Origin of the sequence: Enterococcus villorum, from assembly GCF_007990225.1 — a bacterium.
GTDB lineage: Bacteria > Bacillota > Bacilli > Lactobacillales > Enterococcaceae > Enterococcus_B > Enterococcus_B villorum.
On sequence record NZ_BJWF01000013.1, the window covers coordinates 35,470 to 61,810 of the forward strand.

The 26,341-nt window shown below is 35.1% G+C and carries 28 protein-coding genes and 1 pseudogene; 23 read left to right on the forward strand and 6 right to left on the reverse strand.

Annotated elements, in window-relative coordinates; all coding sequences use genetic code 11:
• Positions 1-137: 137 nt before the first annotated feature.
• The 9 genes from EVI01_RS06620 (at position 138) to apf (ending at position 7,624) form a co-directional block, all read left to right on the forward strand.
• A complete protein-coding gene (locus EVI01_RS06620; RefSeq protein ID WP_010750366.1) occupies positions 138-884 on the forward strand; it encodes a metal ABC transporter ATP-binding protein in 747 nt (248 codons plus the stop codon).
• Positions 881-1,738: a metal ABC transporter permease gene (locus EVI01_RS06625; protein ID WP_010750367.1), complete on the forward strand. Its 858-nt coding sequence runs from the start codon at positions 881-883 to the stop codon at positions 1,736-1,738. The genes EVI01_RS06620 and EVI01_RS06625 overlap by 4 nt, the downstream gene beginning before the upstream one ends.
• Positions 1,739-1,784: 46 nt before the next feature.
• Positions 1,785-2,720 carry an Mn/Fe ABC transporter substrate-binding lipoprotein EfaA gene (gene efaA, locus EVI01_RS06630; RefSeq protein WP_010750368.1) on the forward strand — a complete coding sequence of 312 codons (936 nt, stop codon included), beginning with the start codon at positions 1,785-1,787 and terminating at the stop codon, positions 2,718-2,720.
• 328 nt (positions 2,721-3,048) lie between these two features.
• Entirely contained in the window at positions 3,049-3,387 is a 339-nt protein-coding gene (locus tag EVI01_RS06635) for a hypothetical protein (protein ID WP_010750369.1), read from the forward strand.
• Positions 3,388-3,401: 14 nt separating this feature from the next.
• Positions 3,402-3,791 carry a hypothetical protein gene (locus tag EVI01_RS06640; RefSeq protein WP_010750370.1) on the forward strand — a complete coding sequence of 130 codons (390 nt, stop codon included), beginning with the start codon at positions 3,402-3,404 and terminating at the stop codon, positions 3,789-3,791.
• 167 nt (positions 3,792-3,958) lie between these two features.
• The gene (locus EVI01_RS06645; RefSeq protein ID WP_010750371.1) at positions 3,959-4,240 is read left to right on the forward strand and encodes a hypothetical protein; all 282 of its coding nucleotides are present in this window, start codon (positions 3,959-3,961) and stop codon (positions 4,238-4,240) included.
• A gap of 467 nt (positions 4,241-4,707) precedes the next feature.
• The gene (locus EVI01_RS06650; protein ID WP_010750372.1) at positions 4,708-5,451 is read left to right on the forward strand and encodes a hypothetical protein; all 744 of its coding nucleotides are present in this window, start codon (positions 4,708-4,710) and stop codon (positions 5,449-5,451) included.
• Positions 5,452-5,471: 20 nt separating this feature from the next.
• The gene (gene queG, locus EVI01_RS06655) at positions 5,472-6,641 is read left to right on the forward strand and encodes a tRNA epoxyqueuosine(34) reductase QueG (protein ID WP_010750373.1); all 1,170 of its coding nucleotides are present in this window, start codon (positions 5,472-5,474) and stop codon (positions 6,639-6,641) included.
• Positions 6,642-7,024: 383 nt separating this feature from the next.
• Positions 7,025-7,624 carry an aggregation-promoting factor gene (gene apf, locus EVI01_RS06660; protein ID WP_010750374.1) on the forward strand — a complete coding sequence of 200 codons (600 nt, stop codon included), beginning with the start codon at positions 7,025-7,027 and terminating at the stop codon, positions 7,622-7,624.
• 105 nt (positions 7,625-7,729) lie between these two features.
• On the opposite strand, the gene EVI01_RS06665 is transcribed toward apf, so the two are convergent.
• Both EVI01_RS06665 and EVI01_RS06670 read right to left on the reverse strand, forming a co-directional pair.
• Positions 7,730-8,833: an NAD(P)/FAD-dependent oxidoreductase gene (locus EVI01_RS06665; RefSeq protein WP_010750375.1), complete on the reverse strand. Its 1,104-nt coding sequence runs from the start codon at positions 8,831-8,833 to the stop codon at positions 7,730-7,732.
• Positions 8,834-8,914: 81 nt separating this feature from the next.
• Positions 8,915-10,291 carry an MFS transporter gene (locus EVI01_RS06670; protein WP_010750376.1) on the reverse strand — a complete coding sequence of 459 codons (1,377 nt, stop codon included), beginning with the start codon at positions 10,289-10,291 and terminating at the stop codon, positions 8,915-8,917.
• Between the two features lie 214 nt (positions 10,292-10,505).
• On the opposite strand from EVI01_RS06670, the gene EVI01_RS06675 reads away from it, so the two are divergent.
• From EVI01_RS06675 to EVI01_RS06695, 5 genes are all read left to right on the forward strand, one after another.
• Entirely contained in the window at positions 10,506-11,144 is a 639-nt protein-coding gene (locus EVI01_RS06675) for a GyrI-like domain-containing protein (RefSeq protein ID WP_010750377.1), read from the forward strand.
• A gap of 77 nt (positions 11,145-11,221) precedes the next feature.
• Positions 11,222-11,677, forward strand: coding sequence for an arginine repressor (locus tag EVI01_RS06680; protein ID WP_010750378.1), 456 nt, complete (start codon positions 11,222-11,224; stop codon positions 11,675-11,677).
• A gap of 18 nt (positions 11,678-11,695) precedes the next feature.
• On the forward strand, positions 11,696-13,234 hold the full coding sequence (locus tag EVI01_RS06685) for a phosphohexomutase domain-containing protein (protein ID WP_010750379.1): 1,539 nt from the start codon (positions 11,696-11,698) through the stop codon (positions 13,232-13,234).
• 4 nt (positions 13,235-13,238) lie between these two features.
• Positions 13,239-13,445: a hypothetical protein gene (locus EVI01_RS06690; protein WP_025480594.1), complete on the forward strand. Its 207-nt coding sequence runs from the start codon at positions 13,239-13,241 to the stop codon at positions 13,443-13,445.
• 133 nt (positions 13,446-13,578) lie between these two features.
• Positions 13,579-13,980 carry an organic hydroperoxide resistance protein gene (locus EVI01_RS06695; protein ID WP_010750380.1) on the forward strand — a complete coding sequence of 134 codons (402 nt, stop codon included), beginning with the start codon at positions 13,579-13,581 and terminating at the stop codon, positions 13,978-13,980.
• Between the two features lie 202 nt (positions 13,981-14,182).
• On the opposite strand, the gene EVI01_RS06700 is transcribed toward EVI01_RS06695, so the two are convergent.
• Together EVI01_RS06700 and EVI01_RS06705 are read right to left on the reverse strand one after the other, a co-directional pair.
• Positions 14,183-15,391: a hypothetical protein gene (locus tag EVI01_RS06700; protein WP_146811578.1), complete on the reverse strand. Its 1,209-nt coding sequence runs from the start codon at positions 15,389-15,391 to the stop codon at positions 14,183-14,185.
• A 634-nt stretch (positions 15,392-16,025) separates the two neighbouring features.
• Positions 16,026-16,855: pseudogene (locus EVI01_RS06705) on the reverse strand (manganese catalase).
• A 447-nt stretch (positions 16,856-17,302) separates the two neighbouring features.
• Here EVI01_RS06705 and EVI01_RS13855 point away from each other — a divergent pair.
• The 5 genes from EVI01_RS13855 to EVI01_RS06725 all read left to right on the forward strand — a co-directional run bounded on the left by EVI01_RS13855 (position 17,303) and on the right by EVI01_RS06725 (position 21,731).
• Entirely contained in the window at positions 17,303-17,377 is a 75-nt protein-coding gene (locus EVI01_RS13855) for a putative holin-like toxin (protein WP_222593950.1), read from the forward strand.
• 271 nt (positions 17,378-17,648) lie between these two features.
• Entirely contained in the window at positions 17,649-18,323 is a 675-nt protein-coding gene (gene sapR / locus EVI01_RS06710; RefSeq protein ID WP_010750384.1) for a two-component system response regulator SapR, read from the forward strand.
• A 17-nt stretch (positions 18,324-18,340) separates the two neighbouring features.
• The gene (gene sapS, locus EVI01_RS06715; protein ID WP_010750385.1) at positions 18,341-19,366 is read left to right on the forward strand and encodes a two-component system sensor histidine kinase SapS; all 1,026 of its coding nucleotides are present in this window, start codon (positions 18,341-18,343) and stop codon (positions 19,364-19,366) included.
• Positions 19,367-19,454: 88 nt separating this feature from the next.
• A complete protein-coding gene (locus EVI01_RS06720) occupies positions 19,455-20,321 on the forward strand; it encodes a GRP family sugar transporter (protein ID WP_010750386.1) in 867 nt (288 codons plus the stop codon).
• 36 nt (positions 20,322-20,357) lie between these two features.
• On the forward strand, positions 20,358-21,731 hold the full coding sequence (locus tag EVI01_RS06725; protein ID WP_010750387.1) for an APC family permease: 1,374 nt from the start codon (positions 20,358-20,360) through the stop codon (positions 21,729-21,731).
• Between the two features lie 68 nt (positions 21,732-21,799).
• Here EVI01_RS06725 and EVI01_RS06730 read toward each other — a convergent pair whose 3' ends face one another.
• Both EVI01_RS06730 and EVI01_RS06735 read right to left on the reverse strand, forming a co-directional pair.
• Positions 21,800-22,987 (reverse strand): toxic anion resistance protein, encoded by a 1,188-nt coding sequence (locus EVI01_RS06730; protein WP_010750388.1) that lies wholly within the window; start codon positions 22,985-22,987, stop codon positions 21,800-21,802.
• A 151-nt stretch (positions 22,988-23,138) separates the two neighbouring features.
• Positions 23,139-23,804, reverse strand: a complete 666-nt coding sequence (locus EVI01_RS06735; protein WP_010750389.1) for a 5-bromo-4-chloroindolyl phosphate hydrolysis family protein — start codon at positions 23,802-23,804, stop codon at positions 23,139-23,141.
• Positions 23,805-24,030: 226 nt separating this feature from the next.
• On the opposite strand from EVI01_RS06735, the gene EVI01_RS06740 reads away from it, so the two are divergent.
• Genes EVI01_RS06740 through EVI01_RS06755 form a run of 4 tightly spaced genes read left to right on the forward strand, consistent with a single transcriptional unit; the run spans position 24,031 to position 26,161 of the window.
• Positions 24,031-24,594, forward strand: a complete 564-nt coding sequence (locus tag EVI01_RS06740) for an NUDIX hydrolase (RefSeq protein ID WP_010750390.1) — start codon at positions 24,031-24,033, stop codon at positions 24,592-24,594.
• A gap of 12 nt (positions 24,595-24,606) precedes the next feature.
• Entirely contained in the window at positions 24,607-24,891 is a 285-nt protein-coding gene (gene macP, locus EVI01_RS06745) for a cell wall synthase accessory phosphoprotein MacP (RefSeq protein ID WP_010750391.1), read from the forward strand.
• 16 nt (positions 24,892-24,907) lie between these two features.
• On the forward strand, positions 24,908-25,600 hold the full coding sequence (locus EVI01_RS06750; protein ID WP_010750392.1) for a 5'-methylthioadenosine/adenosylhomocysteine nucleosidase: 693 nt from the start codon (positions 24,908-24,910) through the stop codon (positions 25,598-25,600).
• Positions 25,601-25,612: 12 nt separating this feature from the next.
• Entirely contained in the window at positions 25,613-26,161 is a 549-nt protein-coding gene (locus tag EVI01_RS06755) for a cysteine hydrolase family protein (RefSeq protein WP_010750393.1), read from the forward strand.
• The last annotated feature ends 180 nt before the right edge of the window (positions 26,162-26,341 follow it).

Here is a 26,341-nt window from a genome sequence, read left to right on the forward strand (position 1 = left end):
TGATGTGATTCTACAGAAAATTTACGTAAATTGCGAGCACTTCTTAAAAATTTTTTTTAGATACTTGTAAATATCCATGACTTTAGTTAAACTGTATTTAAAATAAAAGTTAGGTAAACCTAAAAAAGGAGGAAGGAATGTCTAAATCGATCATCATTATTAAACAGCTGACAGTCGCTTATCAAGGGAAGCTGGCGTTAAAAGAAATAGAAGTGGCGATTCAATCGAAAAAAATCACTGGAATTATTGGTCCAAATGGCGCAGGAAAATCAACTTTTATAAAGGCGGTAATTGAACTGATTCCAAAACTTTCAGGAGATATTATTTTCGGGGAACACTCGCTAAAAGAGGCACGTAAAAAAATAGCCTATGTGGAACAACGAAATGAATTGGATCTTTCTTTTCCGATTGATGTTTTAGGTGTTGTTTTGTTAGGAACCTATCCTTCTTTAAAACTTGGGCAACGGCCTGGAAAAAAAGAAAAAGTTCAAGCAAAACAAGCATTGAAAAAAGTTGGTATGGAGATGTATGAAAAACGTCAAATCAGTGAACTTTCTGGCGGACAGTTACAACGGGTTTTTATTGCGAAAGCATTGGCACAAAAAGCAGAATGGATTTTTCTTGATGAACCGTTTGTTGGTATTGATGCACTCAGTGAGAAAAAAATTTTTTCGATTCTTCAAGAATTACAAGCAGAAGGAAAAACAATTGTTATTGTCCATCATGATTTGCATAAAGTAGAAGAATATTTTGATGAAGTGATTTTGCTTAATAAGCAACTAGTTGCAGCTGGACCAGTGTTAGAAACTTTTACTTCCGAAAATTTAAAAATAGCTTATGGTGAGGTAATTGGACAATTGGTGAAAGGGGAAAATCAAGGATGATTCAATCTTTTATTGAAGGCATATGGAATTACCAGTTTTTACAATATGCGCTAATTACGTCAATGCTTGTTGGTTTTTCTTCTGGTGTGATTGGTTCATTTATCATTTTACGAGGAATGTCATTGATGGGGTATGCAATCTCACATGCTGTTTTACCAGGTGTCGCCCTTTCTTATATGTTTGGGTTTAGTTATCTTTTAGGTGCCACCGTTTTTGGCATGTTGACGGCTAGTATCATTGGTTTTGTGACACAGCGAAGTCGGTTGAAAAATGACACAGCCATCGGGATCGTTTTTAGTTCGTTTTTTGCATTGGGAATCATATTGATTTCTTTTGCTCAAAGTGCTACTGATCTTTACCACATACTATTTGGAAATGTCTTAGCCGTGCGAGAAAGCGATTTATTGATGACTGCTATCGTTAGTGTGATCGTTTTATGCTTTGTATTGTTTTTCTATAAAGAATTGAAAATCACTTCCTTTGATCCGACAATGGCCAAAGCCTATGGACTAAACATCACATTGATCCATTATCTGCTCATGTTCTTTCTAACCTTAGTTGCGGTAGTAAGCTTACAAACAGTAGGAACCATTTTAGTGATTGCTATGCTGATCATACCAGCTGCTACGGCTTATTTATTAACAAACAGTTTAGCAAAAATGATTGTCATTTCCTCATTAGTTGGGGTTTTAAGTGCCATCTTAGGCGTATTCTTTAGCTATAGCTATAATTGGCCGTCAGGTGCAACGATTGTCTTAGCCTGTGCGGTATTCTTTACACTTGCTTTTTTCTTTTCTCCTTCTAAAGGCATTTTGTTTACGAAGAAAAAAGTAAAAACAAGCGAACTCAAATAATTCAAATAACAAGTCAATAAAAATAGTAGAAAGAAGGCATGACGACATGAAAAATAAATATCGTTTCTTATGGGTAATAGTGGTAAGCTTTTTTCTTTTAGTGGGCTGTGGTAAACAAGCAAGTAATGAAAATAAAATTGATACATTGAATGTGGTAGCAACTAATTCAATTTTAGCTGATATGGCAAAAGAAGTAGGTAAAGACCACATCGCAGTTCATAGTATCGTCCCTGTTGGTACTGACCCCCATGAATATGAAGTGTTACCAGAAGATATAAAAAAAGCGAGCGATGCAGATATTATTTTATATAATGGGTTAAATCTAGAAACAGGCAATGGCTGGTTTATGAATTTGATGGCGACAGCTAAAAAAGAAGAAGAAAAAGACTATTTTGCAGTTAGTAAAAAAGTTGCGCCGATTTACTTATCAGGAAAATCAGCTGAATCAAAAGCCGATCCACATGCTTGGTTAGATTTGTCTAACGGGATAAAATATGTAGAAGAAATAGGACGGATCTTTTCAGAAAAAGACCCAGAGAATCAAGCATCGTATGAAGAAAACGTTCAGAACTATGTGAATAAATTAAAAGAATTGGATAAAAAAGCCAAAGAAAGTTTTCAATTAATTGATGAAAATAAAAAATTATTAGTAACTAGTGAAGGAGCCTTCAAGTATTTTTCAAAAGCTTATGGCATACCGGCAGCTTATATTTGGGAGATCAATACGGAAAGTCAGGGAACCCCTGAGCAAATGAAACAGATTGTTAACCAAGTAAGAAAGTCCAATGTACCAGTCTTATTTGTTGAAACCAGTGTGGACTCAAGAAGCATGGAACGAGTGGCGAAAGAAACTGGCGTAAGTATTTACGACAAACTTTATACAGATTCCATTGATAAAAAAGGTGAAAAAGGCGATTCTTATTACAAGATGATGGATTGGAATATCCAAACGATTCATGATGGATTGACTCAAGGAGAATAGGTAAGAAAAATCGAAATAATATAAAAAATCACTAAAATGATTAGGCTATGATTGAACAGTTTCATACTGAATAGCAAAGAAATAAGTTTTTGGTAAAAAATATCCAATTTCGTACTATAACCCAGAATATCTGAAAATAGTCTCTTCTATTTTCAGATATTCTGGGTTATTTTTGATAGCAAAACTTTTAAAACAATAGTATGGATTAAAAGGATGGCTATTTGGAAAACGATGATAAAAATTAACAAAAAACAAAAAATAACAATTTACATTAAAATAAAAAGATATATAGTATATCTAAGTAACCGTTTTCAAAAAGTGGGATATCATGAAAAAAGTAACTTTTTTATTGGTTAGCTCTATAGCTCTTCTATTTTCTTTTACCGCTAAGTCTCATGCAGATGTAGAGTTGCACACACAGATACCAGTGGTAGATTCTTTGGAATGGCAACGAGGTGTTGATACTATTAATTTTTATGAGTATGTATATATGCAAAACAAGCCACATGGTTCAAGCCGATGGATACCAAGTGAAACAAAAATTTGGCAAGTGAGGTATAAAAACGGGAAAAAGTATCAAGGGTATGTAAATTGGACAGGACAGTATAAAAATGGTACCCATATTGGCGCATATTACCAATATGCAGGATTATTATTTAGAGCTTAGAAGGGAGCAATAACATGAAAAAATATATGGCTTATTTTTTAGTAAGTATGACTCTAGCATCGCTTGCTACTCCGATAGTTAATGTTTCTGCTACAACTGGGGAAGCTGATAGTTTTGTATCTTTGAAACAACAGGAAAATGAACTTCAACTATCCTTAGACGAACTTAAGAAAAATCCGGATGTGACAGTAGAAGTAAATGGAGATGATTTTACTATTTCGTTTAATGATTCAACTCTATATAATGTAATTAATAGTCAGCAAAGTTTCATATTTCTTAAGACACCTAGAGCAGCAGGAGTAACTAAAATACAAGGGAAATTGAGTTCGGGTAATTTCAAAGTTTATTTGAGTAAGAATACTCTCAATGCGGTTCAGGCTGTGGGTGGTTCAGCTATAAGTTGACTCCTTGGTGGTGGATGGGGATTTATTGGGTCTTCAATTTATAATATTATACGCGCAGATAGAAATTTTTTGCATGGACGAGTTTTTATTTATTCAGGGTTCCGTTACCAATACTGGTATTATCAGTGAGAGACAACATGCCTCGATAATAGAAAGGTAAGTGTCATATGAAAAAAACATCTGATATAAGAAATTTAAGAATGATAAAGATTGTGCAGATATCTTTATTGGTATTTAATGTTTTATTCTTTGTTTGGGAACAGCCATACATTGGTGCATTACTGCTACTTATTGCTGCGGGTCTTGAATTGCTTGTCCCTAGTGAATACTCATGGGGGGGAAGAGCGAAAAAAAGTGTTTTTTTTAAAGGTTTATCTGGAATATGGGAAAATTTGCTTCTCCTAGTAATTACAGCACTGATCGCAGTTATAATGGCAATCTTTATTTAAAGAGTGATACAAAAGAGTTGATACAATGTATTAACTCTTTTGTTGGGTCATTTTTTACGGATATTTATTTGGTAGTTCTATGAAGACAGAAATGAAAAGTTTTGGAGATAGTCAGGTAGATTGAAGAGTGTAAAACAAAAGATTAACCATCCGAAAAACTTCCTGTTCCTACGCTTTCGGCAAAATTTATTTTTACTGATTAAAAGTATGCAATGGAAGTAAATTTTAACGTGTTTGATTCGGCTGTAATTCTTGTAATTTCTTTACATTTTTTGCAAAATAAAATGAACAGTCAAAACGATTATCTTTTTGAGTAAGCATTTCATAAAAGATGATTTGTATTCTCCCGAAAATAAAAAAATTGAAGTTCTAAAAATAAGTAAAAAAACTGTTTATTTTTATGAGTTTCAGATACCCTTTTCTGTCGATTTCCGTTATAGTTAAAGATAGGAAAGGAAGGTAAAGCTATGAATTTTACGCGTAAAGATAAACAACAAATCAAAGAAGAAATCTTCAAGTTAATTCAGCAACAGGAATGCTCTAACAAAGATCAAGACCTTCAATTTCTTGAAACAGAAATGGCTAAATTATTCATAGCACATCCAAATGAAACGGATGAAGAATGTTATCCGGGGAAATGGCTTTTTGATGAGTTTCAGCCATTAGATGATGAAACTGGTATTGGTTATTTTGTCTTCATTTCTTCGGTAGGATTTACACCAGGAGTATTAGTCAAACAAAACAATGAAATCACTATTAAAGCATGGCCAGCTCTATTTTCCGTAATGGGAACAGAAGGAGTCATTGAAAAAATACAATCGGCTTACTATAAAAGCGCCTTTATTGCTAACAGTAAATTAATGAACACTTTTTATAATCGACTGGTTCAAATTGCTCGGCCAGGTGAAATTCCACAAACATTTACCTACTCACAGCAAAGAAATCTTTACGAGGAAACGCTCTATTCTAGAGACCTCTCGACTTTTTCAGCAATAGAACAAGTGCGTCTGCATGAATTATTGCATACAAAACCTGTGTCACTCAACTTTTTTCAGGCACTAGATAATCAAAGGAAATGGCTGTCAGTCAATTATTGGGAAATTTTTGCCACTAGAAAACGATGGTTGGAAGAACGGAAAATTGCTGACCAACAAATCCAGTTTGTCCAATTAAAAAAAGACCGACTTTACTATGGTATTTATAGTAGATAACGATTGGAATGGGTGAGAAAATGGTAAAAACCTTAAAAGAAGAAATTATTGAAGAAAGTAAACGTTTAGGGATTGATAAAATTGGCTTTACTACAGCTGAGCCTTTCGATTATTTAAAAGAATCTTTAGAAGAACAAAAAGCAGCTGGACATACCTCAGGCTTTGAACATCCAGTGATTGAAGAACGTTTATATATAGAAAAAACGTTTGAAGATCCTCAATCTATTATTTCAATCGCATTGGCTTACCCAACGAAGATTCAAGAAGAAGTACCCAAAGATGAAAAAAGAGGACAATTTGCTCGGGCTTCGTGGGGAATTGATTATCATGACATCTTACGAGATCGACTCAATCAATTAATTACCTTTATTCAAAGTAGAGCTGACAAGTGGCAACAAGAAGAACAGTGGCGGTTTGCGCCACAAGTGGATACAGGCGAACTTGTGGATGTTGCTGTTGCACAAAGAGCTGGACTAGGGTTTATTGGACGAAATGGTCTATTAATCACAGAGGAATTTGGATCATTTGTCTATTTAGGAGAAATTGTGACGAATATTGTTTTTGAACCCGATGAACCCGGTGTTTTTGGTTGTGGAGATTGTACTCGTTGTATCTCAGCTTGTCCAACGAAAGCCTTGCTAGGAGATGGCAGGATGAATGCCCAAAAGTGTTTATCTTATCAAACACAAACGAAAGGGATAATGCCTAACGAGTATCGTAAAAAAATGCGTAACGTCATTTATGGGTGTGACATTTGTCAGCTGGTTTGCCCATATAATAGAGGAAAAGATTTCCATTTTCACAAAGAAATGGAACCACAAGTAGATGAAGTTTATCCTAAGTTAAAACCGATGCTTTCTTTAACGAATAAAGAATTTAAAGAACAATTTGGTCATTTAGCGGGTTCATGGCGTGGAAAGAAACCTCTGCAAAGAAATGCCTTGATTGCCTTAGCAAACCTGGGAGACACCTCAGCTTTGCCTGAAATTGAAGATTGCTTAAATGATGTACGCCCTGTGATACGAGCAACAGCGGCTTGGGCAATCGGTCGTTTGGGGCGAAAAGAACCAGATATCTGGATAGAGACTCTAGAAAAAAGACAAAAAATAGAAGAAGATCAAGAGGTAATAATTGAAATTCAGCAAGCTAAAAAGATGCTAGTAAGAAAAACACAGCCCAAAAGAGAGTAAAATGGTTCGTTTTCTTCCATAATTTTACAAATTTGTCCAGTAATGGTTGTAACAATTACTGGATTTTTTCTGTTTTTTTCTATTTTATAATAAAAATTCGACTTTTTTAGATAAAAAATAAAAGAAAAAGATTAAAAATAAAAGTGAATGTTACAAAACATAAGTTTTTCTAAACATTATAAGATTTTATTAAAAAACGATTTCTTCTTTGATACATAAAGCTTTTAAGACTTTAGTCGTATTTTTTTATCCTTCGTTGTGTTACAAATATTAAAAAAATGATTATTTTGTCATTAAATGTCATATTTCTTTCACCTATGAAATATTTCTAAATGATAAAGTTAATGACGTTGATAAATACACGAGAAAAAAAGGAGATAAACATGAATTCAATTAAAAAGATCGTTTTAGGAACAACTTTTGCTGCTGGTGCAACTGCAATGTTTGTAGGTACAACTGCTCATGCTGATGAAGTTTATACAATTAAATCAGGTGATTCATTATCAAAAATCTCACAAAAATTTGCTGGAGATAACTCATTGATTCAGGCAATCGCTGAAAAAAATGGTATTAAAGACATCAATCGCATTTATGTTGGTGAAGAATTGACGATTCCAACTTCAAGTGAAACTTCAGCACAAACAGTTGAAGCACCAAAAACAACTGAAACAGCAACGAAAGAATATACATACGTTGCTCCAGTTGAAACAGTTGAAGTAGCTCAAGCTGCCCCAGCTGCTACAACAGCAACAACTCCAAGCAATACAAGTTCTGCAAAAGAATGGATTGCAAATAAAGAATCAGGTGGTTCTTATACAGCTACTAACGGACGTTATATCGGACGTTATCAATTAGATGCGTCTTACTTAAATGGCGATTATTCTGCTGAAAACCAAGAACGTGTCGCTGATCAATATGTGTCATCACGTTATGGTTCATGGGATGCTGCTCAAGCATTCTGGTTAGCAAACGGCTGGTACTAAGTCGAGTAATGATGAATAAAAAACCAAGAAATCAAAAGATTGATTTCTTGGTTTTTTTGTTGATTCACTCATTATTTGCTGCACAAATTCTGACAGTTCTTACAACTATTTTTTGATATATTCACCGATATTTTTTTGGTAGTCTTCACCATACCATTTACCTGTATTTAAGTACTTCGCTAAGAGATAACCAATATAAGGTCCAGTTGTTAAGCCAGAAGAACCCAAACCACTAGCTACTAAAAGAGTGGTATCGTAAGGCAAAGGTCCAAAAAATGGGGAAAAATCTGATGTATAAGCTCTTGTTCCTACTTGTAGATGATAGGGCTGTTTTAGTAATTTTTCAGGTTCAGCCAAAAAAGTTTTGGTACTTTCGGTTAATTGAATGTAAGCTTCTTTGGTAGGTGTGAGATCCCACATGGCTTCATTTTCGTGCGTAGCCCCTAGCAAAATTTTTCCATGATTAAATGGGATAAGGTCTGCTTCACCGTCTAACATAGCAACTGGCCAATTTTGACTTTGGTTATAAGGCGTGTCAAAAGCAATCAATTGTCCTTTTTGTGGGCGAATATCTACTCGATAGCCTAATGGTTTTAGTAAAGATTTCAATGAAGGACCAGCTGTTAGTATGACACGGTCAAATAGATTTTCATTAACCGCTCCTTGAATTAACCAGCTATCACTTCTTTTTTGTAGCTGAACCTTATCATTGATGATAGTGATCCCTTTCCTTTCTAAACAATCAGATAGATAGTGTAAATAGGCTTTACCATTTAATCTACCACCACCTGTGACATATAAAGAAGGGATTTGGTTTAATAAAGGAAGTAAATGAGCTGTTTGTTCTGCCGCTAGTAATTTAAGTTCTCCGATTTCTGGTGCTTCTTTTTTTCGTTCTTCCGCTAATTCCAGTAATTCGGTTAGCTTTTCTTTTTTTCGAATGATAAGCGTACCCGTTTGAGCATAGATTGATGAATCCAGTGCAAAGTCTTGCACAATTTTTGGGAAAAACGCCGCTCCGTCTTTTGCTAAACGATACCAAGTTTTATTTCTTCGTTTGGAAAGCCAAGGAGAAATAATGCCAGCACTCGCTTTTGTTGCTTGACCAACACCATAATCAAATAAAGTAATCTTGAATTGGTCAGTATCTAAATAATTGGCTGTGGTCATACCAATAATTCCACCACCAATAATGGCAATTTTTTCCATAGAGAAAGCCTCCTTTTTCTACAAATGGTATTTTTACCTATTTCATTTAAAAAGACAATTACAAATGTCTGCCGTTTTGATTCAGACTCGTTTTTTTGGTGTAAAACAGTAGCGAATAAATAGTAGAAAACGAATAATCAATAAAATAAGTAAGACACCTAAAGCGCTTTTTGAGCCCAGAGTTGTAGCAGCTTGGTAGCTAAGATCAGCATGAGATTGTACAAGATTGATAATGACTGCGACCAACGAAGTCGCTACGGCTCCTGAAAATTGCTGTAAAGTGTTAAAAACCGCATTTCCGTCACTTTGGTATTCATCTGATAAAGCGTTCATACCTGTCGTCATCATATTACTATAAGATAAACCAATACCAATCATATAAATAAAGTGACAAGTAATCAATAATGGCAATGACACATGACCAATCAGAAAAACGAGGGCAGACCAACCAATAAGAGCCAGCAATAAACCTGAAAAAATAGGTTTTTTGGGACCATGTTGATCAAGTAGTTTTCCAGAAAATGGAGATAAAACCGCCCCGATAGTTGCCCCAGGAAGCATCGCAATTCCAGCAATAAATGGGCTATTACCTTGAACGATTTGAATAAAATTTGGCAACACAAATGAAACACCTAATAATAAAAATTGATAAATTAAAAAACTAAATAAGAATAATCGAAAAGTTTTATTTGAAAAAATAGATAAATTTATCAAAGGATACTCGGCTGTTTTTGATCGTTGATAAAATAAGATGGCACCAATTCCTGCGATCAACAGCGCTAGCCAACTAAGTGGTTGTCCGAGCATACTTAAAAAAGTTAAACTGCCACTAAATAAGAGACACAAACTGAACACACTGAGCATATCTAAGCGTCCACTTTTTTGAACAGGCATGTTAGGAATGGCAAATAAACCAATGCCAAGAGAAAGGAGTAATACAGGGATTAGAAAAAGAAAAATATGGTTCCAAGTAAAGTTAGAAGTTAAGATTCCTCCATAACTAGGACCAATTGCAGGAGCAATCGCGGTCGTTAACGTTCCAATACCTATCATTGCTCCACGACGATTCATCGGTGCAAAAGTTAAAATAATATGGAACATTAAGGGCAAAGCGATCCCAGTAGCAGCGCCTTGTAAAAGTCTACCGAGTAATAAAACGAGATAAGTCGGTGAAAAGAAATCCACAATAATACCAACTAAAAATAAAAGATTTGAAAGTAAAAAAAGACTTCTTAAGCTAAAATTACGCGTTAAATAAGTAGAAAGTGGCACAATAATGGAAATCATCAATAAATAAATGGTCGTCACCCATTGGACTTGTGCAGTCGTTAATTGAAATTGCTTGATCAAAGTTGGAAAAGTCACGTTCATTGCTGTTTCGATCAAGACACCAGCAAAAGACATCATGCCTGTTGCGATGACTGCTGGAACTAAAAGTAAATGTTTTTGTTTTGTCATATCCTCACCTCAAAAAAATTTCGTAAAAAAAGAGAGTGATTTCTATTATAAAAATAGAAACCGCCTCTCTATCGACACGTAATATACGTGTTATCTGTACGATTTATTCCACCGCTTATTCTAGCATAGAGGTAAAAATAGTGTCAACCAAGTTAGCCAAGAGTTCTTAAAAGAGTTATGATAGTAGACGATGAATGATTTTAGGAGGGAAAAAATGAATCCATTCGATTGGAAAAAAAATGAACCTGGTTACAGTAGTAGAAAAAAGCCTCAAATTTTAACATTATCGCCTCAAAATTTCTTTTGTATTCATGGGGTAGGTGACCCAAATGAAGAAGATTTTCAACGTCGTGTGGCAGCATTATATGCAGCCAGCTATGCCATACGGATGTCTCCAAAGAACGATTGGTCGATTCCCAATTACGCTTCTTATACTGTCTATCCATTAGAAGGTCAATGGGGATTGCAAGAACAGTATTTAAATGAACCTGTGATGGAAAAAAAACATTTTGCTTACCAACTGATGATCAAACAGCCAGATTTTGTCACAAAAGAAGTGGCAAAAGAAGCCCTCAAAAGAGCAGCAAATAAGATTCCTAGCGATCTATTAAAGGAAGTCGTCTTCCTTACCAAAGAAGAAGGTTTAGTTGCTCAAATGTTACATGTGGGTCCTTATGATAATGAAAAACAGACCTTTGAACAATTAGAGCATTTTATTCAAGAGCAAGGATATCAAAGACTTTCTAAAGAACATAAAGAAATCTATTTAGGTGATCCTAGAAGAGCAAACCCAGAAAAATTGAGAACCATCTTGCGTGTGAAAATTGCGCCATCAGTAGAAAAAGAAGATTAAAAATTAAAGTATAAAATACCAAAAAAGCAGAAAAATCATTATTTTTTTGCTATAATCAAAGACAAGAGGTGTTCACTATGAAGAAAAATCAACGACAAGCATTAATTCGTCAAATAATTATGGAACAGCCTATCAGCACACAAGAAGAACTATTGCTTTGTTTACAAAAAGCAGGTGTGACAGCGACGCAAGCAACGATTTCTCGAGATATTCGTGAAATGAAATTGGTTAAGACACAAGATGAAAATAAACAAGTTCGCTACAATCTTTTTAACCAACCCACCGACACGCGAAAAGAAGAACGGCTCCAATCTGCTGTTAAAAGGGAAGTCTTAAAAATCCAGGTAGTCCAGTTTATGGTTGTAGTGTTGACTGAAAAAGATGGAGCCGATGTTGTAACGAATTGGCTGGATGAAGTGTCATATTCGGAAGTGGTTGCAACCATTGCAGGTGTAGATACATTTATTGTGATTTGTCGTTCGGAAGTGGAAGCACAAAACTTTGCAGAAAAACTAGAGAAAATGCGAGAATAAAAGAAAGGGGTATGAGGTATGTCTTTTTTGAAAGCGCGACAAAAAGGTTCCGATATACGTGGAATTGCGATCACTACAAAAAACCACCAAGCCAATTTTACACAAGAGGAAATAAAAAAAATCAGTTTTGGTTTCGTCAACTGGCTAAAGCAAAAAGAAACCTCCAAATATCAAGAAGGAAATTTAACAATAGGAATAGGTCGGGATAGTAGAATTAGCGGTCCAGCGCTGAAAGAAGCGTTAATGGAAGGATTGATCCAACAAGGGGTGAATGTGATTGATTTTGATCTTGCAACCACTCCTGCGATGTTCATGGCTACACAGTTTTCACAATTTAAGTGTGATGCCAGCATAATGCTAACCGCTAGTCATTTGCCTTTTTACTTCAATGGAATGAAATTTTTTACAGCAAATGGTGGTGCAGAAAAAGAAGACATTGCCTTTATTTTATCCGAAACAGAACCTAGCATAAATAAACACAAAGGGACTATTCAGAAAGCGGATCTTTTATCCCCGTATGCCACCGACTTAGTGAACAAAATCAAAAAAGGAATGGGCATAGAAGAAACAGGCGAAACGCAACCATTAGCGGGTTTTAAAATCATTGTTGATGCTGGGAATGGTTCGGGTGGTTTTTTTGCTGAAAAAGTACTACAAAAATTAGGTGCTGATACCACTGGCTCACAATTTTTAGAACCTGATGGCCGATTTCCTCATCATGTTCCTAATCCTGACAATCAAGAAGCGATGAGAAGTATTCAAAAAGCCGTTTTAGAGAATCAAGCTGATTTAGGAGTGATTTTTGATACGGATGTTGATCGATCGGCTTTAGTCAGTGCGAGTGGACAAGTCATTAACCGTAACCATTTAATTGCTTTGTTAAGTACAATTGTATTGAAAGAACAGCCAGGAGCAACGATTGTGACAAATTCACCCACCTCCAATCATTTACAGACATTTATTGAGGCAAAAGGTGGCAAACAGATTCGCTATATCTCTGGCTATCGTAATGTCATTAATAAAGCAATTTCTTGCAATAAAGTGGGCATTAATGTTCCATTAGCTATCGAAACAAGTGGTCATGCGGCATTCAGGGAAAATTACTTTTTAGATGATGGTGCGTATGTGATTGCTAAAATTTTGATGCTTTTACCAGAATTGAAAAGAACACATAAAACATTGGAAGAGATCATTCAAGAATTAAAACAACCAAAAGAAGCCCAAGAAATTAGATTACAGTTGACTGGTAAAGAACCCAAAAAACAAGGGGAAGCAATTATTCAAGAATTAGCGAATCAATTAAAAGAAATAAACGGGTTAGTTTTTCATCCAGAAAATGAAGAAGGGATTCGATTTGATTTAAAAGAACCTTATGGAAAGGGATGGTTTTTATTACGTTTAAGCTTGCATGAGCCTTTATTAGTATTACAAATTGAAAATGATGAAGTTGGAAAAAATAAAGAAGTATTACTATTATTAGACAATCTTCTGAAAAAATATTCAACGATAGAATCATTGTTCATAAAAAATGAAGCAAGAAAGGAGAATGAAAAGTAAAAAAATGCTTGTAAATATGGTTATTTTTTTAACAATATTGGTTTATGGAGTTAATTTTTTGGTTTTTTTCTACATTAAAATCAATCATATCAATAATTGTTTAGAAAAGATGGCCATCTATCTAGGGATAAATATGACGTTGTTATTTACCAGTGGGATTTTTCTCTTTTTTGAGAAAATCATTGAAGATGGTGTTCTTACGTTTGAATAGTAAGAACTATTTGCCTAGGCTTAGTGAGGAATCAAATACGATAAAAGTTTACAAAAAGCAAAATCTTTGAACAAACCGCTAGATACGCTTACACTAAATATAGACAAAGTGTCCTATCGAAAGGAGTAGTACAATGAAAAAATTATACGAAACAGCGATGATCAATCACGGCGGACGAGAAGGAGAAGTCGAAGCACCAAATGGTTCCATGCACATGAAAATCACTCCTCCTGGTATCCATGCAGAAGGAACAAATCCTGAACAGCTATTTGCAGCTGGATATGCTTCATGTTTCAATGGTGCGCTTCAACATATGATCAAAGAAGCGAATTTATCGGTGGATTCAACAGTTAAAGCACGAGTTTCCCTTTATACCCTTGATGAAGGTGGCTACAAAATCGGTGTGGTTTTAGAAGTCCATGTCGATGATGTGAGTGAAGAAGAAGCAAAGAAATTGGCCGAAGATGCCCATGACTATTGCCCTTATTCAAAAGCAACAAGAGGAAATATTGATGTTGAAGTCGTGATAGTTTAAAAGTTCCTGCTATAGAAATTTTTGGATATCTATTTGTTTTTATAAAAAAGCTAGAACCGATAGAAGTTACTTGTAGTGACCTCCAAAAGTTAGATTTTCAGATCTAACTTTTGGGAGGGCGGGATAACTTTCGGTTCTAGCTTTTTTTGTTCTAAACTAGTTTATAGTGATGAAGACAGGATGAGCAACAAGGAGTAAAAAATCAACGTGATAGATTTTCTTTCGTTTGTCTTTGAGTAACTGATTTATTTTTGTGTTCCGTGCTAGTGGAAAGTAAGTCAGAGAGTGGTTGATACCCGCTAGGTATTGTTTTATTGGTTAAAGAATCTTTTAAAAATTTATAGGAATTCCATTTCTTTAATTCTTTTGAATCAGAAGTAAATACTTTAAAAAAACTAAAGTCTTCTTCAGTGCTTAGGCTTCCGGCTTTTCTAATCGTTTCAGACGTATTAGGATGGTCAAGCGTTTTTTGTAAAAAATAATTAGCTAAAAAACGGTTTATTGTAATTTGATCTGGGGAAAGTATCTCCCCCTTATCTTTTTTCTCCTTACAATATTCCTGCCATACTTTTTCACAATAATCTTTGTCTTTTCTGTTTTCATATATTTGCCATAACGCTTGGTAATAGTGATTGATTTCTTTCTCGTTTTCGATAAAGGTTTGAAAAAAATGTTTATGGAAATCTTTGGAAGTTCCCATTTTTGGTTTAAATCGATTACTTATTGTATGTTTAAAAATATTATGCTTACAATTATATAGTGCGATACGTAAAGTGGCGAGTGGTTCATTTATGGGACAATTGGGAATGCCTCGATAACCTGACCAATCAACTGCTAAATGTTTTCTTTCTTTTACACCTAAAGTGTCAATACTAGCAGCAATATCAACTTTACTTTCTGTATGATGTTCTTGTTTGCTTAAAAAAAGAATTTGACTCAGTAAAGGCATTTCCTTTTCGGTTATTTTTGTATAAAAATTAGCGTATTCGAAGATATTACCGGATGAATTAATGTTATGTAGCTTATCCGTTTTTGTTACGACGTATTGCTCTTCTTTTTTATGTATAAGTAAGCAGTGAACATGATCATGAAGGTATTTTTCTGTTTTATAAACTGGAATAATCATAAAACTTGTATTATCATCATTCTTCAAATTTTCTAACAGTTTTTCGACTTCCTTATCTGTTTTAGCATTGTAAAATTCAATGGTATGATCTAAGGATTGAAGCACCGATTCTTTTGCCTCTTTATTCACTAATTGATCCTGATGGTCATTTTCAATCATTTTTTTAAACTGAGAAAATAAGAATTGATAATTCTCTGCGCCTTGTTCGCCTACTACTTCAAAACCTGTTGCTTCTGCAAGTCTAAGACCCATTGCTAAAATATGTTGTTTCTTTTCATCTTTCATTTCTGTCATCCTTTCTTTAAGGGGATCATGTTCAAACAACGATAAAAGTTTAAAGAATAAATATTTTTGTTTTTTTATGTTGCTTATTAGAATTACTAGCATAAGGATAAAAGACAATTTACTTACTTATTTCTTACTTTACTATAATTGTGGTACAAATCTTACCTTATTTTTCTTTTTTTGAAAAAAACAGTTTTTTTTTTGTTGTTATAAAAAATAAATGATAGTGAGTTGGTGACTGCTAGTTCATGAATAATCTCCTATGAAGAAATAGTCATATGTAATATAAGGAATAAAAAAGGTGAAAATTCTTTATTAGTTGGTTTAGATTAGGTAAATTGAGCGATGAAAACCGAAAAAGACAAAGAAATCAATGATGCGAAACAAATATAAACTTTCCTATTTGTAAATAAATTATCCATATTCTATGACTTAATGATTAGTGCAAATAAAGAGAATATGATCTTGTTTCCTTGTCATGTTTCACTTGGAGAAGAACCAAAATAAAAAAACGACCAACGAGCTACTTCTACTCATAATAGTAGGAAAGAAACTAGCTCGTTGGTCGATTATTTTCATTTTATTGGGTGACGAAATACACCAAGGCGGTTGACCACAAACACTTTTTCATGTTTTATTTTTTACTTGGTGGTGTTCCATACATTTTTGGTGTTACTCGTTGCAGTGTTGGTTTTGCCCCTTCAATTTTTGGTTCTGCTAACCATTGGTATTCGCCTTCACCATCTAACGCTTCACCACTTGCCCAAGAACCTTCACGGCTTTCATCGCCTTCAGAGAAGTTATAGAAGTCATACGCAATATCTTTGCGTTCATTTTCACGATTAAATGTGCTTGGTACAAGGATGGAACCTTCATTTTCTTCTAGTTCTTTGACGGCACTTGCCCATAAATTTTGATGGTAGCTATCTCTAGCTAGTAAGACAGCTAATAAATCTTTGACTCCTCGATCATCGATCATTTCATAAATACGAGCCACTTGTAAACGTCCTTGAGATTCTGCATTCAAGTTGGCACGAAAATCAGCTAATAAGTTTCCACTAGCAATGATGTAACCCCCACTCCAAGGATTTCCCATGCTATCAGCTGGACGTGGTCCTAAGCCTGCCACAATGGCATGTTGCGGATTCATCCCAGAAATGATCGCACCGATTGTAGGATCATTTGCCATTGCTTTTTCTTGTTCTTCCACTGGTGCATCTTCTAATAAACGTGCAACCATCGTTGCTAACATTTCGACATGCCCCAGTTCTTCTGTGCAATATCCATCAACATATCTTTGTATTTTTCTTCTCCTCGGCAACTCCAACCTTGAAATAAGTATTGCATAGCTACACTCATTTCTCCATATTGTCCGCCAATAAGCTCTTGTAAATATTTTGCGATTAATGGATTGGGACGATCTGGTTTTGCTTCAAACTGTAATTCTTTTTGGTGTCTGAACATTAAAATTCCTCCTAATCTTTAATTAATACAATTTCATTCTGCTACTAATTATTAAAAAATACAAAGAAACTGCTTGCTTTTTTTTATTTTCTTTAATCATCGCAAAAAATAGAATGATTTTATTATAGGGAAAACACGAAACTTTTTGAGAAGTGTTGCTAGGAGGAATATGAAAATGAGGAATGGCGCTAACACCGCCTCATTATTTACAACGTTAAAAGCATAGTGACAGAATATCAATTATTTGTGCAACATTTGTGGGTCAGTTCATTATTTCTTTTTGTCATTTTTTATAGAAGAGACATCCGACTATAATATTGTAATGTAATAAAGGTATCATAATTAAGTTTATGACGGTAACTTCTTAAGGGGGATACCTATGCGCATTTTCCTACTTTGTCGAAGGGAGTAGCATTTTTTGTCTGTTGCTGAAACAATTGATTGGGGATGATTCAATTTGGCTCATTTGTCATTGGCTTGGTTGGCATTATGCTAACAGTTAGCAAGAACAACAAAAAATAAAACCGACATAATCTTTCGCTAGGATTGACGGTTTTATTTCCATATTAAATTCAGCTACCGTCTTAAACGGGCTACACTTTAGGGAGCTATGTTAGCGTATTGTATTATAATTTAAATAGTGAAAAATGAAATAAATAGAGTATTTTTATCAAAATTTCTGTCGTTTGTATTTTTCTGATGCTTATGAAAAGGGATAAAAAATATGGTTACTTGTCACGTCAAGCCTTCTTTGTTATGGTAATAGCAAGATAAAAAGTGGGAGGACGACAACATGGCAAAAATTATGGTCGTAGAAGACGAAGAGATCATTCGCCAACTTATTATGGAAGAATTAGAGAAATGGAAGTTTGAAACGTTTGGAACTTCTGATTTTAATCAGGTACTAGAAGATTTTGAAAGAGAAGAACCTCAGCTTGTTTTGTTAGATATCAACCTTCCAGTATTTGATGGATATTACTGGTGTCAAAAAATTCGGGAAGTTTCAAAAGTACCAATTATTTTTATTTCTAGTCGCAATACCAATATGGACATGATTATGGCAATGAATATGGGCGCAGACGATTTTGTGACCAAACCTTTTCAAATTGACGTATTAATCGCAAAAATCAATGCTCTACTTCGTCGTTCTTATAATTATGGCGAATTATCAAGTGAAATAATGAGTCACAATGGGATCACTTTAAATGTTGACAATGGTAGCATGGAAATCAATGGTGAGATGATTGATCTAAGTAAAAATGAATATCGTTTGCTATTTATCTTGATGAAACAGCATGGAAAAATTTTAAGTCGTGAGAAGCTGTTACGTGCACTTTGGGATGATGAACGTTTTGTAGATGATAATACATTGACTGTTAATATCAATCGATTGCGTCGAAAAATTGAACAAGCAGGTATTGAAGGATACATTGAAACAAAAGTCGGACAGGGGTATATCGTTCCCTGAAAGGATGAAAGCAAAAAATGAATTTCTTTAAATATTTAAAAGATCAATGGTCATTGATCTTGGGGTGGCTCTTTTTTGTCATACTAACGGCTTTTGTGATGTGGTTAGCTCCTAATATTACGGTAGATTGGTCAACCATTGGATATCTTGCACTGATTCAAAGTGTGTTTCTGCTCGTTTATTTACTTGTCCATTATTTAAATAAACGTCACTGGTGGGAGAAGCTTGCTAATTTAAAACAAACTTCTCCTTTACAAAATTATTTAAGTGGCGCACATGCAGAGGAAGAAAAAATGATTGAAGAGTACATCAATCAATTGATTCGTGAACACCAAGATGTCATGCAAGAAGCAATTAGCAATCAACAAGATCAAAAAGATTACATTGATTCATGGGTCCATGAAATCAAGGTTCCCTTAGCGGCCACTGAACTTTTGTTACGTTCCATTGAATTTGACATTGATGATCAAAAATATATCCTTTTGGAAAATGAACTGTCAAAGATTGATGAATATGTCGAGCAAGTTCTTTATTATGCCCGTTTAGATAGTTTTTCAAGAGATTATTTGATTCAGGAGTATGACTTGAAAAGTATCATTCAGCCGGTTATTCGCAGTCAAGCCAATTATTTTATTCAAAAAAATCTTCGCTACGAAATCGTGGGTGAGGATCAAAAAATTTTAACAGATGCGAAATGGGTCGCTTTTATTTTTAAACAAATACTGAGTAATGCTATTAAATATACACCAGATCATAAAGAAATCGTCATTGCAATCGAAAAAAATCAGCACGGCGTTTCTTTAGCCGTTCAAGACACTGGGATTGGCATTCCTAAAGAAGATATGGCTCGGATTTTCGATAAAGGTTTTACAGGAACGAATGGCCGTTTGAACAAAACACATGCCACTGGTTTAGGTCTTTACTTGGCAAAGTCATTGGCTACAAAATTAGGCATCCAATTAACCGTTGAATCGGTAGAAGGGGAAGGAACAACGTTCACTTTATTTTTCCCCATCTTAAATTTCTATAATGAGAAACGTTAGAAATTAGTTAGAATCGAAAAAAATTACTTGTGTTGTGAACGTTTTCGCTGATAAGTTTCTTATCATGTGAAATAAAAGGAGATTAGTTATGGAAATTTTAATAGCATTAATCCCTATGGTAGCATGGGGAAGTATCGGTTTAGTAAGTGGGAAAATTGGAGGCGATGCCAATCAGCAAACATTAGGCATGACGATTGGTGCATTTATTTTTTCATTGGTTGCCTTTTTTATCGTTAGTCCAACCATTACACCTTGGATTTTCCTAATTGGCTTTTTATCAGGTTTAGCATGGAGTGTCGGACAAAATGGACAATTCCATGGGATGAAATTTATGGGTGTTTCTGTAGGGTTACCTTTGTCAACTGGTTTTCAATTAATTTTGAATACGATTGCGGGTGCCGTTTTCTTCCATGAATGGACACAAACAAAAGATTATGTATACGGTATTATGGCTTTAGCTCTTCTTGTTAGCGGTGCCTACTTGACTGCTCGCCAAGACGATGAAGGAAAAGTAGATACAGATAATAAAATGCTTGATTTTGGTAAAGGATTTAGAGCGTTAATTTATTCTACAATTGGATACGGTGTTTATACGATCATTGTTAACTGGGCCAATTTGGATGCGATGTCAATTATCTTACCACAAAGTATTGGAATGATCTTAGGGGCAAGTTTCTTTGCTTTTCGTAAAGTGAAAGTGGATCAATTTGTTTGGAAAAATATGATTTGCGGACTTTTATGGGGAATTGGGAATGTATGTATGCTCTTGACTGTTAAATCCCTTGGTTTGGCTGTTGGATTTTCGTTATCACAAATGGGAATTATCATCTCAACTTTAGGTGGTATTTTTATTTTAGGAGAAAAGAAAACAAAAAAAGAACTTGTTTATGTTATTGTTGGTTGCCTTTTAGTCATTTTAGGTGGTATCATTTTAGGGTATATGAAAACGGCTTAATTGCCGTTTTTTAAACTAAAATGCGGAGGTAATGCAATGGATTTGTTTCGTAAGAAAGAAATCAATCTCAATCAGTCAAGTGGGATGAAGAAAGATTTAAAAACGTCAGATTTAATTATGCTTGGAATTGGCGCAATTATTGGGACAGGAATATTTGTGGTGACAGGGGTGGCAGCTAATCAAAATGCTGGTCCAGCTCTGTCACTTTCGTTTGTTTTAGCTGCAATTGTTGTCATTTTATCGGGGTTAAGCTTTGCAGAGTTTGCCTCACGAGTGCCGGTGATTGGTGGACCTTATGCGTATCTTTACGTTGTTTTTGGTGAATTTGCTGCTTGGTTAACAGGTTGGTTGCTCATTGGTGAATTTTTATTAGCCGTTTCGTCTGTTGCATCTGGTTGGTCGGGGTATGTCCAAGGTTTCTTAGAAGGCTTTGGAGTAAATCTGCCACAAGCTTTGACTAGTGGCTATAATCCTGACAACGGCACTTATGTCGATTTGATTGCTGTACTAGTGGTTGTGTTTGTGACTTATATTGTTTCTTTAGAAGCTAAAAAAGCCTTACGCTTGAATAATATGATGGTTTTTGTAAAATTTGGCATTATTGCATTATTTATTATCGTAGGTATTTTCTTCGTCAAACCTGAAAATTGGCAACCATTTACGCCTTTTGGCTTTTCTGGTGTCTTAGATGGCGCAGCGTTAGTCTTCTTTGCCTTTTTAGGTTTTGATTCAGTGGCGATGGCTGCAGAAGAAGTGAAGGAGCCACAAAAAGATGTGCCTAGAGGAATTATTGGGTCAATTTTAATTGCAACTGCGTTATATATCGTTGTGACGTTGATTTTGACAGGAATTGTTCCGTTCACTGAGTTAGGAGTAAATGACCCAGTGGCTTTTGCCATGCGCTATGTTGGTCATGGAACAATTGGAGCCATTATTGCGGTTGGAGCTATCTTAACTCTCTTGACGGTTACGATTTCTATGATGTATTCTTTAGCACGTTTATTGTTTGCAGTTAGTAAAGATGGCCTTTTACCGAAGTTTATGACAGAAATTGATGAAAAACATCGTACACCGAGAAAAGCGACGTATGCTGCAGGTGTCGCTGCTTTGTTCTTTGCTGGATTTTTCCCATTGAATATTCTAGCTGAAATTACCAATATCTTAGCTTTAACTTACCTGGTGTTAGTTAGTCTAGGGCTACTGAAGTTAAGAAAAATGTTTGGTAAACCAAAGCCAGGTGAATTTAAAGTACCGTTTGTCCCTGTACTACCGATTATTTCTATTGTTACTTGTGTAGTATTGATGCTACGCTTACAAGCGGTGACATGGATTGTATTTGGTATCGTCATGGTGATCGGTTTAGCTATTTACTTCGGTTACGGCTATAAACATAGTAAAATGAATCAATAAAACAAAAAAACTTTCGATACGATTTTTTAATCGTCGAAAGTTTTTTGTTTTATTAAAAGGATGAATGGTTATTGCGTTAAATCCAGCAATTTTTGTTTTAAATCATCTTCCATATGAGTCAATTCGACTTCTGCATGACGACGTTTTTCTTTTCCTTCTTTTTGAATACGTAACGTTTCTTGGATCGTTTCAATCAAATCATTTTGTGTGGTTTGTAAGGTTTCGATATCAACGATTCCTCGTTCGTTTTCTTTGGCTGTTTCAATCGCAGAAATTTTAAGCATTTCTGAATTTTTCTTCAATAAATCATTAGTGGTTTCTGATACTTGTCGTTGAGCGGTAACCGCATCTTTTTGACGAAGTAATGTCAAGGCAATGACAACTTGATTTTTCCATAATGGAATAGCCGTTGTAATGGATGCTTGGATTTTTTCTGCTAAGGCTTGATTGGTATTTTGAATTAAACGAATTTGTGGTGCTTGTTGGATCGTGATCTGTCTTGCTAAACGTAAATCATGCGTTCGTTTGTCGAGACGATCAAGAAATTGCGTATAATCATTTGCAATTTGGACATCCATTTGATCACCAGTTTCTTCGGCTTTTTTCATTGCTTCAGGGATGATCTTTGTTTGCAATTCTTCCATTTTTAATTCACCTGCAGCAATATAAATATTCAATGCATCAAAATAGTCTTTATTTTTTTGATAGAGTTGTTCTAACATCAAGTTGTCTTTTAGTAAACCATCTTTTTCTTTTTCTAGTTTGACAGAAATTTTATCAATTTGTGCGCCTATTTTTTGATATTTTGCTGTTACTTCATAGATTGACTGTTTGACTTTTCCAAACATACGCTGAAAAATATTGCCTTCGCCTGCACGTAATTCGTCAGGGTTGGCTTCTTGAAGGCGATACATCAATTCAGTCAATGAATCACCAACTGGACCGATGTCTTGCGCTTGTACGTGGTTCAACATTGATTGGGAAAACTCACTTAGTTTTGTTTGAGCTGCAGAGCCGTAACTGATGACAGACTGTGCATCGGTTGTATCAATTTTAGCGGCCAATTCTTTCGCTTGTTCTTGTCTTTCTACAGGTAATTTGTCGATCAAACGGGTAGCTGTTTGCTGTTCTTGCAAGGCATTGATCTCAGATTGTTGCGTCTGTGTTAATTTATCTGTCGGCGTAGAGAAAGGATTATTCAGCAAATCATTTAGCGTGTCATTTACAGGTGTTACTTCTTTTGGTTTGTTTTCCATTAAAAATGCCTCCTTGTGTTCCAATAAGGTACGTTCTTGTTTCACTAGTCTTTTGAAAAATTTGTTTGGACGTTTACAAAGCATTCGCAAAAAAGAATAAACAAAAGGAGTGTCTTAGTAACGGAACACCCCTTTAAGAGTCTACTTATGACTACCCTTCTTTTTGATTCTCGTCATACTCATTATCACGTTTTAAGCTTTGTTTCGCAACTGATATCTCTACATCTAAATCATCTAAATCGTCTGCTACGAATTGTTGGTAATCTTGTGCAATTAAATGGGCCAGTTGATCAATGATTTGGGCACTTTCTTCTAATTTTTCATATGTTTGTTTATTTTTGATTTCATGATCATTGATCTCAATGTATTTATTTGTCAAGTCGACTAAATTCGGTAAATGAGTATACAGGAATTGGCTGGCCTCATGTAAACGATTCGGTTCTTTTACTAATGCTTTGAACAGAGCTTTTGCCGCTTTCACCGTATCATGTCGAAGATCAACAGCTTTTAATTTTGCGGTTTGTTGCATATTTTGTTGTAATTGTTCAATTTCTAATTTCGTCTGATTCATCGTTTGTCTAAAAAAAGTGATTTCACTAGCTGTCATACCGCTTTTGGCGTAATGAGACTCCAGTTCATTAGATAGTTCTGGCATCTCTGTTTTTACTGATTTTTTCTTACCAGCACCCAATAATCCCCAAATCACTAAGACTGCTCCAACGATGAGAATCAAGGTTACCAAAGAAAAATGACCCTGACGAATCAACAGAAACACAAGTATGAAACCAATGATCCATCGCCAATTTAGTTTTCGCATAATAAGCCCTCCAAGTATATTCCTACATTTTAAGTAATCAAGCATTTGTTCCTCATGTCCATCCTTATTTTAGCACACTCGACCTAAGAAATAGTATCGGACTAAAGAAGGATTTTCAAGATTTAGAGAATTTCTAAGGTTTACTATGGTAAACTAAAATAAATATTCATGAAAAATTGAAAAGTAAAACAAAAGCAGTTATTATGACAAAGAAAGCGGGAGAGCCATGCTTGAATATGAACAATTTGAAGAAAAAACGATCAAACGAAAAGAAATCTATCATGGTGCAATTATTGATGTTGCCTTAGATGATGTCCAATTACCTGATGGCAATCATGCAAAACGTGAATTGGTTTTTCATCCAGGTGGCGTAGGAATTATTGCATTTGATGAGCAAGATCGTTTATTGTTGGTCAAACAATTTCGAAAGCCATTAGAAAAAGTAATCTTGGAAATTCCAGCGGGGAAAATTGATCCAGGGGAAAGTCAGACCCCAGAAAGAACAGCCGCAAGAGAACTGGAAGAAGAAACAGGTTACCGTGCAGAAAAGTTGCAACATTTGACATCCATGTATCTTTCTCCAGGTTTTGCCAATGAAATCATGCATATTTATCATGCTACTCATTTAAAACAAGTGGCAAATCCACTTGCCCAAGATGAAGATGAGGTATTGGAATTATACGCCTTGACCTTTGAAGAAGCAAAACAAGCCATCATAGATCAACTGATTTGTGATGCTAAAACTATTTATGCTATTCAGTATTGGGAATTATTGATTAAAGGAAAGTAGAGGGATCAGTTGATGACCAAAGGACCGCTGATTACGAGAAGTGAATTGCGTAAAAGGCAACAAAAAAATGCCCAAGAATCACTAAAAAAGCAAAGAAAAGCAGAGGCTGCGTATCAGCAAGAAGAAAAGAAAATTGCTAGTTTTTATCGAAAAGAACATAAAAGAAACAAACCGATCACAAAAACAAGAATAAGTGAACGTGAAAAAACAACAAAATGGAATTCATTTTTGATGAAATCACTGATTATTGTTATTCTATTATTGTGTGTGGTATTTCTAGCAGTCGCATTTATATAGAAAGAAGGAAAAAACAATGAAAATCGGTATTATTGGTGCAATGGAAGAAGAAATCAAAATTTTAAGAAAAAATCTAAGTGAACCTTTATCGTGGGAACGTGCGGGCGCATTGTTTATTTCAGGTTCATTAGGAAGACATGAAGTTATCGTTGTTCGCTCAGGAATCGGTAAAGTTTTGGCTTCGGTAACCACGAGTTTATTGATCCAACAATACGGTGTAAATATGGTGATTAACACCGGTTCTGCTGGTGGAATTGGTCAAGGGTTACAAGTTGGAGATATCGTGATTTCTGATAAAGTGGCGTACTTTGATGCAGATGCGACCGGTTTTGGCTATAAGCCAGGACAAATTCCAGGCATGCCACTTTATTATGAAGCAAGCTCTTATCTTCGGTCTGAAATGGCAAAAGCGGCACAAGCAACTCATTTGAATGTGAAAGAGGGATTGATTGTTACAGGAGACACCTTTGTTGATTCGCCAGCTAAGGTAAAAGAAATCTTAACCAATTTTCCAGAAGCACTTGCTTGTGAAATGGAAGGTGCAGCAGTCGGACAAACGGCACGTCAATTTAATATTCCTTTCTTGATTGTCCGAGCAATGAGCGACACGGCTGACCATTCAGCCACACAAAGTTTTGATGAATTTATCGAAGATGCAGGGAAACGTTCAGCAGAAATGGTGATTGAATTTGTTAAACATCTAGTATAAGGAGCTTATGACATGAAAGCACTGATTTCAATCGATTACACCTATGATTTTGTAGCAGATGATGGAAAATTAACGACAGGTAAAGCAGGACAAGCAATTGAAACAGCGCTAAGTAATATAACCAATCAATTTATCAAAGAGATTGAATTTGTCGTCTTTGCGATTGATGCTCATGATCCGACCGACAACTTTCATCCAGAAAACAAACTATTTCCAGCACATAATGTGATTGGAACGAGTGGTCGCAACCTTTATGGTTCATTGCAAAGTGTCTATGAAAAAGTGAAAAATCAAGCAAATGTTTATTGGATCGATAAACGCCATTATTCTGCTTTTAGTGGGACAGACTTAGATATTCGCTTACGTGAAAGAGGAATCAATGAACTGCATTTAGTCGGTGTTTGTACTGATATTTGTGTTTTGCATACGGCGATTGATGCTTATAATTTAGGGTATCAATTATTCATTTATGAAACAGCTGTTGCCAGTTTTGATCCAATTGGCCATGAATGGGCACTAAAACATTTTAAAACAGCACTAGGGGCAACGATTGTTAAGTAAAGGGAACGAAGGAAGCCCTAGCTCTTATTTTATAGAGGACATGAATTTGTCTGAGACCGTGGATTGAGATAATTAATAAAATGAGCGTAAATAAAAAAGTCAAAACAGTAAAAATTTGATGGTTCTTACTGTTTTGGCTTTTTTTTTGATACTGCGTTTCTTGCAAGAGATTCAGTCGTT

Bases quoted from the DNA above. Each gene is read 5' to 3' on its own strand.
- EVI01_RS06620 (WP_010750366.1), top strand. From the start codon at position 138: ATGTCTAAATCGATCATCATTATTAAACAGCTGACAGTCGCTTATCAA.
- EVI01_RS06625 (WP_010750367.1), top strand. From the start codon at position 881: ATGATTCAATCTTTTATTGAAGGCATATGGAATTACCAGTTTTTACAA.
- efaA (WP_010750368.1), top strand. From the start codon at position 1,785: ATGAAAAATAAATATCGTTTCTTATGGGTAATAGTGGTAAGCTTTTTT.
- EVI01_RS06635 (WP_010750369.1), top strand. From the start codon at position 3,049: ATGAAAAAAGTAACTTTTTTATTGGTTAGCTCTATAGCTCTTCTATTT.
- EVI01_RS06640 (WP_010750370.1), top strand. From the start codon at position 3,402: ATGAAAAAATATATGGCTTATTTTTTAGTAAGTATGACTCTAGCATCG.
- EVI01_RS06645 (WP_010750371.1), top strand. From the start codon at position 3,959: ATGAAAAAAACATCTGATATAAGAAATTTAAGAATGATAAAGATTGTG.
- EVI01_RS06650 (WP_010750372.1), top strand. From the start codon at position 4,708: ATGAATTTTACGCGTAAAGATAAACAACAAATCAAAGAAGAAATCTTC.
- queG (WP_010750373.1), top strand. From the start codon at position 5,472: ATGGTAAAAACCTTAAAAGAAGAAATTATTGAAGAAAGTAAACGTTTA.
- apf (WP_010750374.1), top strand. From the start codon at position 7,025: ATGAATTCAATTAAAAAGATCGTTTTAGGAACAACTTTTGCTGCTGGT.
- EVI01_RS06665 (WP_010750375.1), bottom strand. From the start codon at position 8,833: ATGGAAAAAATTGCCATTATTGGTGGTGGAATTATTGGTATGACCACA.
- EVI01_RS06670 (WP_010750376.1), bottom strand. From the start codon at position 10,291: ATGACAAAACAAAAACATTTACTTTTAGTTCCAGCAGTCATCGCAACA.
- EVI01_RS06675 (WP_010750377.1), top strand. From the start codon at position 10,506: ATGAATCCATTCGATTGGAAAAAAAATGAACCTGGTTACAGTAGTAGA.
- EVI01_RS06680 (WP_010750378.1), top strand. From the start codon at position 11,222: ATGAAGAAAAATCAACGACAAGCATTAATTCGTCAAATAATTATGGAA.
- EVI01_RS06685 (WP_010750379.1), top strand. From the start codon at position 11,696: ATGTCTTTTTTGAAAGCGCGACAAAAAGGTTCCGATATACGTGGAATT.
- EVI01_RS06690 (WP_025480594.1), top strand. From the start codon at position 13,239: ATGCTTGTAAATATGGTTATTTTTTTAACAATATTGGTTTATGGAGTT.
- EVI01_RS06695 (WP_010750380.1), top strand. From the start codon at position 13,579: ATGAAAAAATTATACGAAACAGCGATGATCAATCACGGCGGACGAGAA.
- EVI01_RS06700 (WP_146811578.1), bottom strand. From the start codon at position 15,391: ATGAAAGATGAAAAGAAACAACATATTTTAGCAATGGGTCTTAGACTT.
- sapR (WP_010750384.1), top strand. From the start codon at position 17,649: ATGGCAAAAATTATGGTCGTAGAAGACGAAGAGATCATTCGCCAACTT.
- sapS (WP_010750385.1), top strand. From the start codon at position 18,341: ATGAATTTCTTTAAATATTTAAAAGATCAATGGTCATTGATCTTGGGG.
- EVI01_RS06720 (WP_010750386.1), top strand. From the start codon at position 19,455: ATGGAAATTTTAATAGCATTAATCCCTATGGTAGCATGGGGAAGTATC.
- EVI01_RS06725 (WP_010750387.1), top strand. From the start codon at position 20,358: ATGGATTTGTTTCGTAAGAAAGAAATCAATCTCAATCAGTCAAGTGGG.
- EVI01_RS06730 (WP_010750388.1), bottom strand. From the start codon at position 22,987: ATGGAAAACAAACCAAAAGAAGTAACACCTGTAAATGACACGCTAAAT.
- EVI01_RS06735 (WP_010750389.1), bottom strand. From the start codon at position 23,804: ATGCGAAAACTAAATTGGCGATGGATCATTGGTTTCATACTTGTGTTT.
- EVI01_RS06740 (WP_010750390.1), top strand. From the start codon at position 24,031: ATGCTTGAATATGAACAATTTGAAGAAAAAACGATCAAACGAAAAGAA.
- macP (WP_010750391.1), top strand. From the start codon at position 24,607: ATGACCAAAGGACCGCTGATTACGAGAAGTGAATTGCGTAAAAGGCAA.
- EVI01_RS06750 (WP_010750392.1), top strand. From the start codon at position 24,908: ATGAAAATCGGTATTATTGGTGCAATGGAAGAAGAAATCAAAATTTTA.
- EVI01_RS06755 (WP_010750393.1), top strand. From the start codon at position 25,613: ATGAAAGCACTGATTTCAATCGATTACACCTATGATTTTGTAGCAGAT.